Origin of the sequence: Pseudomonas sp. 29 (assembly GCF_002754355.1) — a bacterium.
In the GTDB taxonomy this organism is placed as follows: domain Bacteria; phylum Pseudomonadota; class Gammaproteobacteria; order Pseudomonadales; family Pseudomonadaceae; genus Aquipseudomonas; species Aquipseudomonas neuropathica.
On sequence record NZ_PEEY01000001.1, the window covers coordinates 4,975,049 to 4,991,915 of the forward strand.

The 16,867-nt window shown below is 60.6% G+C and carries 16 protein-coding genes and 1 other RNA gene; 7 read left to right on the forward strand and 10 right to left on the reverse strand.

Annotated features, from left to right (window positions below; genetic code table 11):
* Positions 1-31 precede the first annotated feature (31 nt).
* Positions 32-128: signal recognition particle sRNA small type (gene ffs, locus CLU80_RS23080), an RNA gene on the forward strand.
* Positions 129-339: 211 nt separating this feature from the next.
* On the opposite strand, the gene CLU80_RS23085 is transcribed toward ffs, so the two are convergent.
* A complete protein-coding gene (locus CLU80_RS23085; protein ID WP_095047726.1) occupies positions 340-1,089 on the reverse strand; it encodes a substrate-binding periplasmic protein in 750 nt (249 codons plus the stop codon).
* A gap of 145 nt (positions 1,090-1,234) precedes the next feature.
* Between CLU80_RS23085 and dnaX the strand changes: the two genes are divergently transcribed.
* The 5 genes from dnaX (at position 1,235) to CLU80_RS23115 (ending at position 7,075) form a co-directional block, all read left to right on the forward strand.
* On the forward strand, positions 1,235-3,343 hold the full coding sequence (dnaX, locus tag CLU80_RS23090) for a DNA polymerase III subunit gamma/tau (protein WP_099758471.1): 2,109 nt from the start codon (positions 1,235-1,237) through the stop codon (positions 3,341-3,343).
* Positions 3,344-3,410: 67 nt separating this feature from the next.
* Complete coding sequence (locus CLU80_RS23095; RefSeq protein ID WP_016984747.1) at positions 3,411-3,749, forward strand: YbaB/EbfC family nucleoid-associated protein; 339 nt, start codon at positions 3,411-3,413, stop codon at positions 3,747-3,749.
* Positions 3,750-4,030: 281 nt separating this feature from the next.
* Positions 4,031-5,065 (forward strand): NADPH-dependent curcumin/dihydrocurcumin reductase, encoded by a 1,035-nt coding sequence (gene curA, locus CLU80_RS23105; RefSeq protein WP_099758473.1) that lies wholly within the window; start codon positions 4,031-4,033, stop codon positions 5,063-5,065.
* 66 nt (positions 5,066-5,131) lie between these two features.
* Positions 5,132-5,734: a recombination mediator RecR gene (gene recR, locus CLU80_RS23110; protein WP_007918335.1), complete on the forward strand. Its 603-nt coding sequence runs from the start codon at positions 5,132-5,134 to the stop codon at positions 5,732-5,734.
* Between the two features lie 192 nt (positions 5,735-5,926).
* A complete protein-coding gene (locus tag CLU80_RS23115; RefSeq protein ID WP_099758474.1) occupies positions 5,927-7,075 on the forward strand; it encodes an acyl-CoA dehydrogenase family protein in 1,149 nt (382 codons plus the stop codon).
* Between the two features lie 110 nt (positions 7,076-7,185).
* On the opposite strand, the gene CLU80_RS23120 is transcribed toward CLU80_RS23115, so the two are convergent.
* Complete coding sequence (locus CLU80_RS23120; protein WP_034152844.1) at positions 7,186-7,734, reverse strand: adenine phosphoribosyltransferase; 549 nt, start codon at positions 7,732-7,734, stop codon at positions 7,186-7,188.
* A gap of 78 nt (positions 7,735-7,812) precedes the next feature.
* A complete protein-coding gene (fnr, locus tag CLU80_RS23125) occupies positions 7,813-8,547 on the reverse strand; it encodes a fumarate/nitrate reduction transcriptional regulator Fnr (RefSeq protein ID WP_007918332.1) in 735 nt (244 codons plus the stop codon).
* A 154-nt stretch (positions 8,548-8,701) separates the two neighbouring features.
* Between fnr and CLU80_RS23130 the strand changes: the two genes are divergently transcribed.
* Positions 8,702-9,184 carry a hypothetical protein gene (locus CLU80_RS23130; RefSeq protein WP_093431846.1) on the forward strand — a complete coding sequence of 161 codons (483 nt, stop codon included), beginning with the start codon at positions 8,702-8,704 and terminating at the stop codon, positions 9,182-9,184.
* On the opposite strand, the gene hemN is transcribed toward CLU80_RS23130, so the two are convergent.
* The 7 genes from hemN to CLU80_RS30365 form a co-directional block, all read right to left on the reverse strand.
* Positions 9,181-10,563: an oxygen-independent coproporphyrinogen III oxidase gene (hemN, locus tag CLU80_RS23135; protein ID WP_099758475.1), complete on the reverse strand. Its 1,383-nt coding sequence runs from the start codon at positions 10,561-10,563 to the stop codon at positions 9,181-9,183. The genes CLU80_RS23130 and hemN overlap by 4 nt on opposite strands.
* A 200-nt stretch (positions 10,564-10,763) precedes the next feature.
* A complete protein-coding gene (locus tag CLU80_RS23140; RefSeq protein ID WP_016984739.1) occupies positions 10,764-11,447 on the reverse strand; it encodes a sulfite exporter TauE/SafE family protein in 684 nt (227 codons plus the stop codon).
* Positions 11,440-11,652 (reverse strand): cbb3-type cytochrome oxidase assembly protein CcoS, encoded by a 213-nt coding sequence (ccoS, locus tag CLU80_RS23145; RefSeq protein WP_093431851.1) that lies wholly within the window; start codon positions 11,650-11,652, stop codon positions 11,440-11,442. Before ccoS ends, CLU80_RS23140 begins: the two co-directional genes overlap by 8 nt.
* A 24-nt stretch (positions 11,653-11,676) precedes the next feature.
* A complete protein-coding gene (locus CLU80_RS23150) occupies positions 11,677-14,127 on the reverse strand; it encodes a heavy metal translocating P-type ATPase (protein WP_099758476.1) in 2,451 nt (816 codons plus the stop codon).
* Between the two features lie 212 nt (positions 14,128-14,339).
* Entirely contained in the window at positions 14,340-14,879 is a 540-nt protein-coding gene (locus tag CLU80_RS23155) for a FixH family protein (protein WP_093431857.1), read from the reverse strand.
* An 11-nt stretch (positions 14,880-14,890) separates the two neighbouring features.
* A complete protein-coding gene (ccoG, locus tag CLU80_RS23160) occupies positions 14,891-16,306 on the reverse strand; it encodes a cytochrome c oxidase accessory protein CcoG (RefSeq protein WP_093431860.1) in 1,416 nt (471 codons plus the stop codon).
* Positions 16,306-16,755 carry a hypothetical protein gene (locus CLU80_RS30365; RefSeq protein WP_286079760.1) on the reverse strand — a complete coding sequence of 150 codons (450 nt, stop codon included), beginning with the start codon at positions 16,753-16,755 and terminating at the stop codon, positions 16,306-16,308. The genes ccoG and CLU80_RS30365 overlap by 1 nt, the downstream gene beginning before the upstream one ends.
* Between the last annotated feature and the right edge of the window lie 112 nt (positions 16,756-16,867).

Sequence of the window (16,867 nt, forward strand, 5' to 3'; positions counted from 1 at the left end):
CGCCGACAGGCAAGCGTCGTTATGGTGACCCCATCGGTCCCCCCGCAACGATTACCCGTGAACCTGGTCAGAGCCGGAAGGCAGCAGCCACAGCGGGAACATTGTGTGCCGGGGTGTGGCTGGTGGGGTTACCACCTTAACGAACAATCGAACGCTTCAAACAGAACTGCATGGGTTTCGCCCACTGCGGTTTTTTTGTGCCTGCGATTTGCCAAATCGACACATATTCCCCCTGTTGAAGATGACCCTGTGGGAGCTGGCTTGCCAGCGATAGCGGTGTGTCAGGTTCATCTATTTGACTGAAAATCCGCAATCGCTGGCAAGCCAGCTCCCACAAGGTTATGGGGTGTTGTCGGAGTGGCCGGTGTAGAGCCGGATAATCTCATCAATCTCCCCCGATATCTTCATCCGCAACAACGTGCGCAAGACCAGTTGCACCGGCACCTTCGGGTCATTGCGCACATAGCAACCCACCTTCTGCTCCTGCAACACGGCGACACCTTGCAGTTGCTGCTCAGGCATCAACCGCTGATTAAACCAGTCCAGCGTCCACTGGTTACTCACTGCATAGCGATAACGCCCGGCCAGCAGTTTCTCCAGCACCTGCTCCTGATTGCGCGCATCTTCACGTTGCAGCCGATCCGCATCAAACAGCGGTTGCAGGGTAGGGTAGGTGTAGCCCAGAACGGTGCCGATGGATTGGCGGGGCAAATGCGCGGGGACGACACTGGCAGGTTGATCCTTGCGGCTGATCAACAGATCGCGCTGGAAGAACAACGGCAGACTCCAGATGTAGTCCCCCGACTGATTCGGCAGCCACGACTGTGCGGCATAGCAGCGCACGTCGATCTCGCCGTGTTCCATCGCGCTCTGCACGCGGGCGCGGGGCAGGACGTGAAACTCGGCCGGTACGCCGACTTGCGTGGCCAGGCTGAGCATCAGATCGTAAAGAATGCCTTGCGTGGGTCGCCCGCGTTCGTATTGCACCATCGGCATCGCCCAGCTGTCGGGCATGGCGAAGCGCAACGGGGTTTCCGCTGCCGTCACATTCAGGCTGATTCCCAGCAACGCCCCCACGGCCCACCGCATAAACGCTCCGGTAATTCCCGATCCCGAGCCGATAAAAGCCTCTGCTCATGCAGCTTAGCCATATTAGACGAGGACACCGGATGCAATTTTGCCCTTGCTCCGCTAGCATTAGCCGCTTCAGCTTCCTTCGTTGCGACGGTTTTCGATGAGTTATCAGGTTCTTGCACGTAAATGGCGTCCGCGCTCGTTCCGCGAAATGGTCGGCCAGACCCATGTGCTCAAGGCTCTGATCAATGCCTTGGACAGCCAGCGGCTGCACCACGCGTACCTGTTTACCGGTACGCGTGGGGTGGGTAAAACCACGATTGCGCGGATCATTGCCAAATGCCTGAACTGTGAGACAGGTATCACTTCCAGCCCGTGCGGCGAGTGTTCGGTGTGCCGGGAAATCGATGAGGGGCGCTTCGTCGACCTGATCGAGATCGATGCCGCGAGCCGCACCAAGGTCGAAGACACCCGCGAACTGCTCGACAACGTGCAGTACGCGCCAAGCCGTGGGCGCTTCAAGGTCTACCTGATCGACGAAGTGCACATGCTCTCCAGCCATTCCTTCAATGCGCTGCTGAAAACCCTCGAAGAGCCGCCGCCGTACGTCAAGTTCATCCTGGCGACCACTGACCCGCAGAAACTTCCGGCAACGATTTTGTCGCGCTGCCTGCAGTTCTCGCTGAAGAACATGACGCCGGAGCGTGTGGTCGAGCATTTGACCCACGTTCTCACTGCCGAGAACGTACCGTTCGAAGACGATGCACTGTGGCTGCTCGGTCGCGCCGCTGACGGTTCGATGCGTGACGCCATGAGCCTCACCGACCAGGCGATTGCCTTCGGTGAGGGCAAGGTTCTCGCTACCGACGTGCGGGCGATGCTCGGCACCCTGGATCACGGTCAGGTCTATGACGTCCTGCATTCGTTGATCGAAGGCGACGCCAAGGCGTTGCTCGAAGCCGTGCGTCACTTGGCCGAACAAGGTCCGGACTGGAACGGCGTGCTCTCGGAAATTCTCAACGTGCTGCACCGCGTGGCCATCGCTCAGGCGTTGCCGGAAGGCGTCGACAATGGCCATGGCGACCGCGATCGCGTGTTGGCATTGGCGCAGGCCTTGCCGGCCGAAGACGTGCAGTTCTATTACCAGATGGGCCTTATCGGCCGCCGCGATTTACCGCTGGCGCCGGATCCGCGTGGTGGCTTCGAAATGGTGTTGCTGCGGATGCTCGCCTTCCGGCCGGCAGATACCGCGGACGCGCCGAGGCAACCGCTAAAGCCAGTGGGGATCAGCCAGGCCACAGTTGATTCCGCAAACTCCGTGGCTGCCGCGCCTAAACCTGCGCCGGTAGTCGCTGCGGCTGTTGCGCCGACGCCTGCTGTAGCGCCTGCGCCAGTGGCTGCACCTGCACCTGCACCTGCACCGGCTCCCGAGCCGGCGCCGGTTGCTCCTGTTGCCGCGCCAGAACCTGAGCCAGCGCCTCTCGTCGCTGAAGAAGTCGTCGACCTGCCGTGGAATGACCCGGTGGAACCCGAGGCCGACCCCGAACCTGCACAGCAACCCGCCGTCGAACCAGTGCTAGAAACCACCGCCGAGCAACCCGAGTTGCCGCCGATGCCGCTGCCGACACCGGACAGCGTCGTTCCGGAAGCGCCTGAGTGGGCCGCCGCGCCGATTCCCGAGCCGTCGGTCGCCGACGTCGATGCCGCCACCCCAGGCATGGACCTGGACGACGAGCCGCCGCTGGATGAGGATTACATCGAGCCGGACATCGATTCGGCCTACAGCTACCTCGACGAACTGGCCAGCGAACACGCTGCCGAGCCTGCCCCGGAACCCGAGCCAGAGCCGGCTGCGGCGCCGGCCACAGGTCTGGCGTTGCAGTGGCTGGAACTGTTCCCGAAACTGCCGATCTCCGGCATGACCGGCAGCATCGCCGCCAACTGCACATTGATCGCCGTCGATGGCGACCATTGGCTGATGCACCTCGACCCGGCGCACAGCGCACTGTTCAACGCCACGCAGCAGCGTCGTCTCAACGATGCCTTGAACCAGTTCCACGGTCGCACGCTGAGCCTGACCATCGAGCTGATCAAGCCCGAGCAGGAAACCCCGGCCCAGGCCGCCTCCCGTCGGCGCGCCAACCGTCAGCGCGAGGCGGAGGAGTCGATCCACGGCGATCCGTTCATCCAGCAGATGGTTCAGCAGTTCGGCGCGGTGGTGCGACACGATACTATTGAACCTGTCGACGCCTTGGTCACCCAAGGCTAATAACTGAAGGTGCCCGGCCGCGCTGGCCGGGCGCTGTTTTGATCCAAGTACTTTTGAGGTGATTCCCATGATGAAAGGTGGCATGGCCGGCCTGATGAAGCAGGCACAGCAGATGCAGGAAAAAATGGCCAAGATGCAGGAAGAACTGGCCAACGCCGAAGTCACCGGTAAGGCCGGCGGCGATATGGTCACCGTGGTGATGACCGGTCGTCACGACGTCAAAAGCGTGAGCATCGACCCAAGCCTGGTTGAAGGCATGAGCGAAGATGACAAAGAAATGCTGGAAGCGGTCATCGCCTCCGCCGTCAACGACGCAGTGCGCAAGATCGAAAAGAACAGCCAGGACAAAATGGGCAACATGACCGCTGGCATGAACCTGCCGGCCGGTATGAAACTGCCATTCTGATTCGCCAACCGGCGGCAGATGAGCTACACAAAATGCCAGGCATTGCGCCTGGCATTTTTGTTTCTGACCGATCGTTCCCACGCTCTGCGTGGGAATGCAGCCCGGGACGCTCCGCGTTCCAAGTCCAGAGCCGAACGCGGAGCGTCCGTTGCGGCATTCCCACGCGGAGCATGGGAACGATCAACTCACCTCGGTACAACTGAATAAACATCGAACGCGCAAAAGCCTCAACGGTCTGCTCCCTATACCCGCTGAATTAAACTTTCACAGGAGACGCTGACATGTCCGACTCTCTTACCCTCAACCAACGCTTCGTCCTCGCCTCGCGTCCGGTTGGCGCGCCGACCCCGGAAAACTTCCGCCTCGAACGCGAAGCCTTGCCGGATCTGCAGGACTGTCAGGTATTGTTGAAAACCCTGTACCTGTCCCTCGATCCCTACATGCGCGGGCGCATGAGCGACGCACCGTCCTACGCCGCGCCGGTACAAATCGGTGAAGTGATGACCGGCGGCGCGGTCAGCCGTGTCGAGGATTCACGTCATCCGAAATTCCATAAAGGCGATCTGGTGGTCGGCGCGACCGGTTGGCAGAGCCACAGCATCAGCGATGGCCGTGACATCATGCCGATCCCTGCCGGGTTGCCGAGCCCGTCGATGGCGCTGGGTGTGTTGGGCATGCCCGGCATGACCGCGTACATGGGGCTGATGGACATCGGTCAGCCGAAAGAAGGCGAAACGCTGGTGGTGGCGGCTGCGTCCGGCGCGGTGGGCTCGGTGGTCGGCCAGGTGGCAAAGATCAAAGGGCTGCGCTCAGTCGGCGTGGCCGGCGGTGCCGAGAAGTGCAAGTACGTGGTCGAAGAGCTGGGTTTCGATGCCTGCATCGATCACAAGGCGCCCGATTTTGCCGAGCAATTGGCCAAGGCCTGCCCCAACGGCATCGACATCTATTACGAGAACGTCGGTGGTCATGTGTTCGATGCCGTGGTGCCGCTGCTCAATCCCAAGGCGCGCATTCCGTTGTGCGGTCTGATCGCTGGTTACAACGCCTCCGAAGCGCCAAAAGGCCCGGATCGCCTGCCGATGCTGCAACGCACGCTGCTGACCAAACGCGTGCGCATTCAGGGCTTCATCGTGTTCGACGATTACGGTGATCGTCAGCCGGAGTTCATCAGCCACATGGTGCCGTGGGTACGCGATGGCAAGGTGAAATTCCGCGAGGACGTGGTCGAAGGCCTGGAGCAGGCGCCCGAGGCGTTTATCGGTCTGCTGGAAGGGCGCAACTTCGGCAAACTGGTGGTGAAGGTCGCCCAGGACTGAGTATTTGACGCTGGCCAGAGGCGCGGGTATAAACCGCGTCTCGTTGTTTTGTCGGACTTTTTACCCATGAGCTTCAGCCCTTTGATTCGCCAACTGATCGACGCCTTGCGCACTTTGCCGGGCGTGGGGCAGAAAACCGCTCAGCGCATGGCGTTGCAGATGCTTGAGCGTGACCGCAGCGGCGGCTTGCGCCTGGCCCAGGCCCTCAGCCAGGCCATGGAAGGGGTCGGTCACTGCCGTCAGTGCCGCACGCTGACCGAAGACGATCTGTGCCCGCAATGCGCCGATACCCGCCGTGACGATACGTTGCTGTGCGTGGTGGAAGGGCCGATGGATGTGTATGCGGTCGAGCAGACCGGTTTCCGTGGCCGCTACTTTGTGCTCAAGGGGCATTTGTCGCCGCTCGATGGCCTGGGGCCTGAGGCGATCGGCATTCCGCAGTTGATGACGCGGATCGAAGAGGCGGGCACGTTTACCGAAGTCATCCTCGCGACCAACCCGACCGTGGAAGGTGAGGCGACGGCGCATTACATTGCTCAGCTGTTGAGCAACAAAGGCCTGATCGCCTCGCGGATTGCCCACGGCGTGCCGTTGGGTGGTGAACTGGAACTGGTCGATGGCGGCACGCTGGCGCATTCGTTTGCCGGGCGTAAACCGATTTCTCTCTGAATTTGCAGTGTCTGAGCTGACGCCTTCGCGAGCAAGCTCGCTCCCACATTGGTTTTGTGTCATTCACAAATCCCCTGTGGGAGCGAGCTTGCTCGCGAATGGGGCGACTCGGTTTGGCTGATTCACACAATTGAGTTGAAAACCAAGCAAGCGCTCGGTTAAGTTCGGCGAACCCTTCCGTGGAGCTCGCCCATGCCTGCCTTTCAGGAATACTTCGACCCCAGCCACCAATTGGTCCGCGACAGCGTCAGACGTTTCGTCGAACGCGAGATCCTGCCGGACATCGATCAGTGGGAAGAAGCCGAAAGCTTCCCCCGCGAGCTGTACCTGAAGGCTGGCGCGGCAGGCATCCTCGGCATCGGTTATCCGGAAGCGCTGGGAGGCAGCCATGCAGGCGATCTGTTCGCCAAGGTCGCCGCGAGTGAAGAGTTGATGCGCTGCGGCTCTGGCGGCCTGGTAGCGGGGCTGGGGTCGCTGGATATCGGCCTGCCACCGATCGTCAAATGGGCGCGCCCGGAGGTACGTGACCGGGTCGTGCCACAGGTGCTCAGCGGTGAAAAGATCAGCGCGCTGGCGGTTACCGAACCGGGCGGTGGCTCCGACGTCGCCAACCTGCAAACCCGCGCCGTGCGTGACGGCGATGTCTATCGCGTCAGCGGCAGCAAAACCTTTATCACCAGTGGCGTGCGCGCCGATTTCTACACTGTCGCGGTGCGCACCGGTGCGCCGGGGTTTGGCGGCATCAGTCTGCTGCTGATCGAGAAGGGTACGCCGGGCTTCACCGTTGGCCGTCAGTTGAAAAAAATGGGCTGGTGGGCGTCGGACACGGCTGAGTTGTTCTTCGACGATTGCCGCGTGCCTGCAGGAAACCTGATCGGCGCCGAGAACATGGGCTTCGCCTGCATCATGGGCAATTTCCAGAGCGAACGGCTGGCGTTGGCGCTGATGGCCAACATGACCTCACAGCTTGCACTGGAGCAAAGCCTGAAGTGGGCGCGCGAGCGCGAAGCGTTTGGCAAGCCGATCGGCAAGTTTCAGGTGATCAAGCATCGCCTCGCCGAGATGGCGACTGCGCTGGAAGTCTCACGCGAGTTTACTTACCGGCAAGCGGCGAAGATGGCGGCGGGGCAGAGTGTGATCAAGGAAATTTCCATGGCGAAGAACTTTGCCACGGACACCTCGGACCGGATCACCACCGAGGCGGTGCAGATTCTTGGCGGGCTGGGTTATATGCGCGAAAGTCTGGTGGAGCGGCTGTATCGGGATAACCGCATTCTGTCGATTGGCGGCGGGACGCGGGAAGTGATGAACGAGATCATTAGCAAGCAGATGGGCCTTTAGGTTTCGCCGTGAGGCTGCCGGATCCTTCGCGAGCAAGCTCGCTCCCACAGTTGGAATGCGTTCCCTTGTGGGAGCGAGCTTGCTCGCGAAAGCGTCCGGGAGGGCGCTACTTATTTATCAGTCAGGGCAAACTGCGTCAGGCAGAAGCTAGGAATGCCCATGTCCTCAAGACGCTGCGAACCACCCAGCTCCGGCAAATCAATAATCGCCGCCGCCTCATGCACCCGCGCGCCCATGCGGCGAATCAGGTTGGCTGCTGCGATCAACGTCCCGCCCGTGGCAATCAAATCATCGAACATCACCACCGAATCGCCTTCACACAGGCTGTCGGCGTGCACTTCCAGGAACGCTTCGCCGTACTCGGTTGCGTAACCTTCGGCCAGCACGTCCGCCGGCAGTTTGCCTTGCTTGCGGAACAGCACCAGCGGCTTGTTCAACTGATAGGCCAACACCGAGCCGATCAGGAAGCCACGGGCATCCATCGCGCCAATGTGGGTGAAATCAGCTTCGACGTAGCGGTGGGCGAAACTGTCCATCACCAGGCGCAGAGCCGTCGGCGACTGAAACAGCGGGGTGATGTCGCGAAAGATCACGCCCGGTTTCGGGAAGTCGATCACAGGGCGGATAAGCGATTTGATGTCGAAGGAGTCGAAGACCATCGTCGAGGTGTCCTGGCAGGGCTGCAAACGGCGCAGTATACCCGCGGCTGAAACGCTTCGCTCAACCGCGGATCGAGATCAGCCTTCGATCGAGCCACCGGCCAGCGCGCAGAGCTGGATCGGGTCGAGGATGTGAATCTCTTTGCCCTCGGCGGCGATCAGTTCGTTCTGCTGAAAACGGGTGAAAACCCGGGACACGGTTTCCACCGCCAGACCGAGGTAGTTACCGATTTCATTGCGCGACATGCTCAGACGGAACTGGTTGGCCGAAAAGCCGCGAGCGCGGAAGCGGGCCGAGAGGTTGACCAGGAAGGTAGCGATGCGCTCGTCGGCGGTTTTTTTCGACAGCAGCAACATCATTTGCTGGTCGTCGCGGATTTCCCGGCTCATGACGCGCATCAACTGGCGGCGTAGCTGCGGCAGTTGCAGGGCCAGTTCGTCGAGACGTTCAAAAGGGATTTCGCAGACCGAAGTGGTTTCCAGTGCTTGGGCGGAGACCGGGTGTTTCTCGGTGTCCATGCCGGACAGGCCGACCAGTTCGCTCGGCAGGTGGAAACCCGTCAACTGCTCTTCGCCGCTGTCGCTGAGGCTGAAGGTCTTCAGGGCGCCGGAGCGTACTGCATAAACGGAATCGAACGTGTCGCCCTGGCGGAACAGGAACTCGCCTTTTTTCAACGGGCGGCCGCGTTTAACGATTTCGTCCAGCGCATCCATGTCTTCCAGATTCAGAGAAAGTGGCAGGCAGAGAGGGGCCAGGCTGCAATCCTTGCAATGGGCCTGGTTGTGAGCGCGCAGTTTAACTGGCTCGGACATTTCTTGGATCCTTGTGGGAAAACACACATAAGCCGTAAGGGTAACTCACGGGAGGACATTCAGGCCAGTCTGGGGCGACTTTGCCCTACAGCCATAAAGCCACAGGGCCAGCAGCCGATAAACAGGTATCAAAGTGCATACAAGGAACGATTCGATGGCCGCCATTGGTACGCTGGGCCCCGCTAGCAGCGACGTTGCGGCAACGCCGGAAGCGTTTAAAGCTGCGTCCGGCAATGCACGCGATCCAGGCTCGCCCGAAGAGGCAACCCCGACCTTGGTCGAGGGCGTCAAAGTGTCGCTGTCCGGCGCATCGATCGAAAAGGCCGCCAGTATCGGTGGCGAAAACAGCGACATCGAGAACAGTGGCTTGCCAGAGAACATCCAGCAATTGCTGAAGATGATCCGCAAACTGCAAAAACAGATTGCCGAGAAAAAGGCACTCATCGAAGCGGTCATGGCCGACAAGCGCCTTTCCAACGAAGAAAAGATCATCAAGGCTGCCGCGCTGCGAGGCGCAATCGCCGCGTTGAATACCGGTCTGATCACGGCCAATCTGGCTTTGTCCAAAGTGGTCGGGCAGTCCGGGTTGACCGCGGATCAGAACCTGAGCGTCGGTTCGTTGTTGACGAAAAACTAAATCACCCGCGAAAAACGCTGGCGGTTCTGCTGTTCCAGGTAGGCATCGAACACCATGCACACCGAGCGCACCAGCAGACGACCCGCCGGCAACACGGCGATCCGCTCGCGATCCAGCGCGATCAGGCCATCACTGGCCATGCCTTGCAACTGCGGCCACAGCGCGCCGAAATAGCCCTGAAAATCGATGTTGAACTGCTGCTCGATCGCGGCGAACTCCAGGCTGAAATTGCAGATTAGCTGCTGGATCACCGCTCGGCGCAAGCGATCATCGGCGTTGCACACCAAGCCCCGGCTGGTCGCCAGTTGTGCGGCGGCGAGGGTGTTCTGGTACTCGTTGAGGTCGCTGCTGTTCTGGCAATACAGGTCGCCGATCTGGCTGATGGCCGAAACGCCCAACCCGATCAGGTCGCAATGGCCGTGAGTGGTGTAACCCTGGAAGTTACGTTGCAGGGTTTGTTCTTCCTGAGCAATCGCCAGCTCGTCATCGGGCAGGGCGAAGTGATCCATGCCGATGTAGCGATAGCCGGCGGCGGTGAGCTGCTCGATGGTGCGCTCAAGCATTTCCAGCTTCTGCGCAGGCTCGGGCAATTCATTGCCGTTGATCCGTCGCTGCGGCATGAAACGCTCGGGCAGGTGCGCATAGTTGAACACCGAGAGCCGGTCCGGTTGCAGGCTGATGACTTCTTCAACGGTGCGGGCGAAATTTTCCGGGGTCTGTTTGGGCAAGCCGTAGATCAAATCGATATTGATCGAGCGGAACTGTAAGGTACGCGCGGCATCGATCACCGCGCGGGTTTCTTCCAGACTTTGCAGGCGATTGACCGCGCGCTGCACCGCTGGATCAAGGTCTTGCAGGCCGATGCTGACCCGGTTGAAACCCAGTTCGCGCAGCAGGCCCATGGTCGACCAGTCGGCTTCACGCGGGTCGATCTCGATGCCGTAATCACCGGAGTCGTCCTCCAGTAAATTGAAATGCTTGCGCAGGTGCGCCATCAACTGACGCAGTTCGTCGTGGCTGAGAAAGGTCGGCGTGCCGCCACCGAAGTGCAGTTGTTCGACCTTCTGCGCCGGGTCGAGGTGGCAGGCGATCAACTGGATTTCCTGCTCCAGCCGCTGCAGGTAGGGCAGGGCGCGACCACGATCCTTGGTGATGACTTTGTTGCAGGCGCAGTAGTAGCAAATGTTCGCGCAGAACGGCACATGCACATACAACGACAACGGGCGCAGGGCCTTGCGGCTGTCGCGCAGGGCATGAAACAGGTCGAAGGTGCCGACCTGACTATGAAATTGCACGGCCGTCGGATACGAGGTGTAGCGCGGCCCCGCCAAGTCGTAGCGGCGGATCAGATCAGAGTCCCAACGAATGGCGTCGAGCATGCGGGCATTCCCCCGGATAGGCTGGCAGTGTGGGCGAGTCTATAGGGCGGCGGCGATGGGGCTTTTGATTTGCATCAACGGGGAGAAGTGTGGTGTTAGTGCGGGCCTCTTCGCGAGCAGGCTCGCTCCCACATTCGATCGGTGGTGCAACACAAATCCCCTGTGGGAGCGAGCCTGCTCGCGAAGGCCGCGCCGCCGATCTAATGGCCCATGAGCCAATGCTGATGTGGGCCGGGTAATGTCCAGATCCCGAACAGGATCACCAGCAATCCACCCGCCATGCGCACGCTGCGTTTGCGCAAAATGGCAGTCACGCGTTCCGCCGCAAGCCCCGTCGCCAGCAATACCGGCCAGGTGCCGAGGCCAAACGCGAGCATCAACAACGCACTGTCCAGCGCATTGCCCTGACTCGCCGACCACAGCAACGTGCTGTAAACCAGTCCGCAGGGCAGCCAGCCCCACAACGCGCCAAGCAATAGAGCCCTAGGCAGGCTCGACACCGGCAGCAAGCGGTTGGCCACCGGTTGAATGTAACGCCACAAACCGCGTCCAAGACTTTCAATGCGCGTCAGCCCGCTCCACCATCCGGCCAGATACAAACCCATGGCGATCAGCAACAACCCGGCCAGCACACGCATGAACAATGCGGCTGGACTGTTCGCCACCGCCCATCCCGCCAGCCCGATCAGCAAGCCCGCCGTGGCATAACTGAGGATTCGGCCCAGGTTATACGCCAGCAACAAGCGGAAACGCCGGCTGCGCTGTTCCTTGGGAATCGCCAGGGTCAGCGCGCCCATCAAACCGCCGCACATGCCCAGGCAATGACCGCCACCGAGCAGGCCGAGGATCAATGCCGATACCAGCAAGGGCGCCAGTTCAAGCATGAGGTGGGGCCTTGTCGTCCGGTTTGTCGGGGTTGGCTTCGTCCACGGCGGCGGTGTGGTTCGGATCCTGATCATCGAACAGGATGCTGTGCGCCGGTCCGTCGAGGTCGTCGTACTGACCGCTGTCCACCGCCCAGAAAAAGATGTAAACGGCGATGGCCACGATCAGCAGGGCGGCCGGGATCATCACGTAGAGAGCTGGCATCTGTACTCCAGGTGCCCGCGCGGCTCAGGCCGGCAGCGGGCGGGTGTGCGATCGGGTGCTGGCGGGCGGCGGACTCGGCAGGCGAGTCAGGCGCAGGGCATTGAGCACCACGGTCAACGAACTGATCGACATGCCGACGGCGGCCCACACCGGAGTGATCCAGCCGAGGGCGGCGAACGGCAACATGAGGCCATTGTACAGCGCCGCCCACAGCAGGTTCTCGATGATGACCCGACGGGTCCGCCGCGCGAGCGTGAAGGCTTGGACCAAGGCGTCGAGGCGGTTGGACAGCAACACCGCATCGGCACTGGTTTTCGCCAGATCGGTGGCCGAACCCATGGCCACGCTGATGTCGGCCGCGGCGAGTACCGGCACGTCATTGACGCCATCGCCGAGCATCAGCACTTTGCGACCTTCCCGGTGCAGCTGTTGCAGGACCTGCAGTTTGTCGTCCGGACGCAAACCGCCACGAGCTTCATCAATGCCCAATTCCGCTGCCACACTGGCGACCATTGGCGAGCTGTCGCCGGACAACAACAGCGTACGCCAGCCGCGCGCCTTGCACGCGGCGAGCAGCGCGGGGGCGTCATCACGCAAGCGGTCGTCGAGAACGAACCACGCCAGCGGCCCTTGAGTGTCGCCGAGCAGCAACCATTGGCCGGCCTCATTCGGCATGGCGGGCACGTTCGCACCGCTGAGGGCGCAGACAAATTCTGCCTGACCGATGCGCAAACGCTGTCCGCCCACCAAGCCTTCGAGGCCAAGCCCCGGCGTGCTGTGGACTTCTTCAGCGGCCAGCGGCGCACGGCCAAAGGCACGGGCAATCGGGTGTTCCGAACGGTTTTCCAGTGCGGCGGCAAGGCTCAGGCATTCATCGCTGTCGCGCGCGCCGAGCGGGCGAATCGAGCGCAGCACCAGTCGGCCTTCGGTGAGGGTGCCGGTCTTGTCGAAGATCACCGTGTCGATTTGATTCAAGCCTTCCAGCACGTGACCACGGGTCAGCAGCAAACCGAGTTTGTGCAATGTCCCGGTGGCTGCGGTGAGCGCGGTCGGTGTCGCCAGCGACAGCGCGCACGGGCAGGTCGCAACGAGCATGGCGAGGACAATCCAGAATGCGCGCGATGAATCCAGCTCCCACCAGAGCAGGCCGATGGCCGCGGCGGCAATCAGTGATAACAGCAAAAACCATTGCGCGGCGCGGTCGGCGATTTCCGCCAGTCGCGGTTTTTCCGCCTGGGCGCGGTCGAGCAGACGGACGATGGCCGACAGGCGCGTGTCTTGGCCCAGCGCCTGAACTTCCACGGTTAACGCGCCTTCGACATTGAGCGTGCCGGCAGTGACCGTGTCGCCGAGGGTACGCGGTTGCGGCAGGTATTCGCCGGTGAGCAGCGATTCGTCGATGCTCGATTGGCCGTCGATGATCTTGCCGTCCGCCGGCAGAATCGAGCCGGCCTGCACCAGAATCCGCTCGCCGAGGCGCAGTTCGCTGAGCAGGATGCGTTCGCTCTGGCCGGCTGCATCAAGGCGCAGGCAGGAGGCAGGCAACAGATTGACCAATTGCGCGGTGGCGGCAGCGGTGCGTTCGCGGGCACGGCGTTCGAGATAGCGGCCGGCAAGCAGGAACAGTGCAAACATCCCCACCGCGTCGAAATACAACTCGCCGACCCCGGTGATCGAGGTCCAGATCCCGGCAATGTAGGCACTGCCGATCGCCAGCGACACCGAGACATCCATGGTCAGGTGGCGTGTGCGCAGATCGCGCATCGCGCCTTTGAAGAACGGCGCGCAGCTGTAGAACACGATCGGTGTGGTCAGGAACAGCGCGACCCAGCGCAGGATCGTGTGCAGCTCGGGGCTGAGGTCGATGTTGAATTCCGGCCAGGTGGCCATGGTCGCCATCATCGCCTGGAACCACAGCAGCCCGGCGACGCCGAGCTGACGCAGGGCCAGGCGGTTTTCGCTGGCCAGTTGTTCGCTGGCGCGATCGGCCTGATACGGGTGGGCGGCGTAGCCGATGTGGCGCAGTTCGGCGAGTACTTGGCTCAGCGGTAATTGCGCGTCGGCCCAGCGCACATGCAGGCGATGGTTGGACAGGTTCAGCCGCGCTTCGGCCACGGCGGGCAGCGTGCGCAGGTGTTTTTCGATCAGCCAGCTGCAGGCGGCACAACTGATGCCTTCCATCAACAGGGTGGTTTCAGCCAGTTCGCCTTCATGGCGGACGAAGGGTTGCTGCACATCGGCGCGGTCGTACAGGGCCAGCTCATCGACCAATTGCACCGGCAATGCTTCGGGGTTGGCCGAGGCTTCGCTGCGGTGTTGGTAATAGCTTTCCAGGCCGCCGGCGACGATGGCTTCGGCCACGGCCTGACAGCCCGGGCAGCAGAATTCGCGGGATTGCCCGAGTACAACGGCAGTGAAGCGGCTGCCGGACGGGACCGGCAGGGCGCAGTGATAGCAGGGGAGTGGGGTGGTCATGGCATCGTTGAGGGGTTAAGCCCTTGCATTGGAGTTGTCCGCTTGCCCTCACCCCAGCCCTCTCCCGGAGGGAGAGGGAGCCGATCGGTGTGAGCCGGAAAAACTGGTTCAGTCGGCTGGATCATTACTGTCATACACAAAACGTGCAAACGCTCGAGATCAGTTCCCTCTCCTGGGGGAGAGGGCTAGGGTGAGGGGGCTTTTGAAGTTGTTTACTTCTTCAAGTCTTCGGCACCTTGCAGCGGTTCATCACCCAGCAGCAGATCCTTGTCATGGTTAACCAATTCTTCCTCGAACATCCGCCAGACGTGATCATCCTGACTGCCCAGCAACTCGACAAACCGGCGACCTTCAACTTTGTCACCCAATTGACCGATGTAACGCCCGGTTTCAGTCTCGCTGCGGGTCAGGACAATCTTGCGATCCTTCTCCGGCTGCGTCGGTGAAATCAGGTTCAGCTCCAGGGTCTTTGGCTGACTGTCACCGCTCAAGCGCAAATCAACTTCACCGGTCACGTCATCCAGATGCACAGCGGCGCGCATTTTCAGAGTCTGTGCCAACAGTTCACGGTCCAGCGAACGGTTGATGCCTTTGCCGGCCTCGTAGTAGTTGTCGTTGACCAGGTTGTCCGGGTTGTTCACCGCAATGGTCACCATGGACAGGGTCAGGGTCACCGAACAGGCCAGAATCCCGATGATGATCCATGGCCAAAGGTGCTTGTACCAGGGACTTGCGGCGTTTGCTGCGGGCATGTTCAGTTCTCTCAACGGATTTGTGGGCCGATGAATCGGCTCTTGGCTTCAACGTGGACGCTGTCGTCATCGGCATCCTTGAGGATGAATTTCACCTCGTTGGTGCTCGATGGCAGTTGCTCCGGTGCGCTCGACAACTCGACCGGCATGCTGACGATGTCGCCGGCCGCGACTTTGATCTCGCGTTTGCCTTGCAGGCGCAGGTCGGGCAGGCCCGCGGCTTCCAGCACGTAAGTGTGGTCGCGCTGATCCTTGTTCATGATCTTCAGGCTGTAGACGTTTTCGATCCGGCCTTCGGCGTTTTCGCGGTACAGCACGCGGTCCTTGCTAACGTCGAAGCCGACCAGCGAGCGCATCACGAATGCAGTGACCAACAGGCTGATCATCGCCAGCAACACTACGGCATAGCCGATCAGGCGTGGCCGCAGTTTATGGGTTTTCTGCCCGGACAGGTTGTGTTCGGTGGTGTAGCTGATCAGCCCGCGCGGGTAATCCATCTTGTCCATGATGCTGTCGCAGGCGTCGATGCAGGCCGCGCAGCCAATGCACTCGATCTGCAGGCCGTCGCGGATGTCGATGCCGGTCGGGCACACCTGAACGCACATGGTGCAATCGATGCAATCGCCCAGCCCCTGGGCCTTGTAATCGACGCCTTTCTTGCGCGGGCCACGGCTTTCACCGCGACGCGGGTCGTAGGAGACGATCAGCGTGTCCTTGTCGAACATCACGCTCTGGAAGCGTGCGTACGGGCACATGTAAATGCACACCTGCTCACGCAGCCAACCGGCGTTGCCGTAAGTGGCGAGGGTGAAGAAACCGACCCAGAAATACGACCAGCCATCGGCCTGGCCGGTGAAGAATTCGAAGACCAGTTCACGGATCGGCGAGAAGTAGCCAACGAAGGTCATGCCGGTGACAAAACCGATCAACAGCCACAGCGCGTGTTTGGCGAATTTGCGCGCGAATTTGTTGGTGCTCATCGGCGTCTTGTCGAGCTTGATGCGCTGATTGCGGTCGCCTTCGGTAACCTTCTCGCACCACATGAAAATCCACGTCCACACACTTTGCGGACAGGTGTAGCCGCACCAGACCCGGCCGGCGTACACGGTAATGAAGAACAGGCCGAACGCGGCAATGATCAACAGGCCCGAGAGCAGAATGAAATCCTGTGGCCAGAAAGTGGCGCCGAAGATGAAGAACTTGCGCTCCGGCAGGTTCCACCACACGGCCTGATGACCGCCCCAGTTCAGCCACACCGTACCGAAATACAGCAGGAACAATGCCGCACCGCCCATCATCCGCAGATTGCGGAACAGGCCGGTGAACGCGCGGGTGTAGATTTTTTCTCGAGAGGCGTAAAGGTCAACGCTGTTGTTCGCGTTTTTGCTCGGTGGTGTGACGTCGTGTACCGGAATCTGGTTGCTCATCATTGCATCCCACGGCAGTGGAAAAATGCCTCGGTCGATACGTGCCAACCCAGGTCAGAAAGGGGTGTTGCAGTGGCGCAATGATACGCCGGTCGCTCTGGAACAAGGGTGCGACCTTTGGTCGCGTTGGGTAAAAAACCTGAATGGTGTAGCGAATGCAGCAAAGCATGATGCAGGTCAATTGACTTGTTGAGTATGGACGGTTTTGGCTTGAGGGCTAATTCATTGTTTCCATGGGAGAACAGTCCGCCGCTGCGGTCATTGCGAGTTTCATAAAAAAGTCTGGTCAGATTGGACGCACGCACGAATGGCGTCACGTTCAGGGTTTCCTTTGCAAAACTCGACGCGTGTCTGTCCTGAAAGAAAACTTTGAATGTGGTTTTGCGTGGGCCACGCCAGGTTGAATGGAACTTGTCATGTTTATTTTCAGTGCTCTGCAGGTTATTCAAGTTGTGCGGTTAGTGTCTCTGAAATAAATCCAATTGATTGTTCTTTGTGAGTGCTTTGAAGTTTTCTGTTTTTTCGAATAAGTTCTGTTTGCGCGAAAAGTTTGCGCCTGAT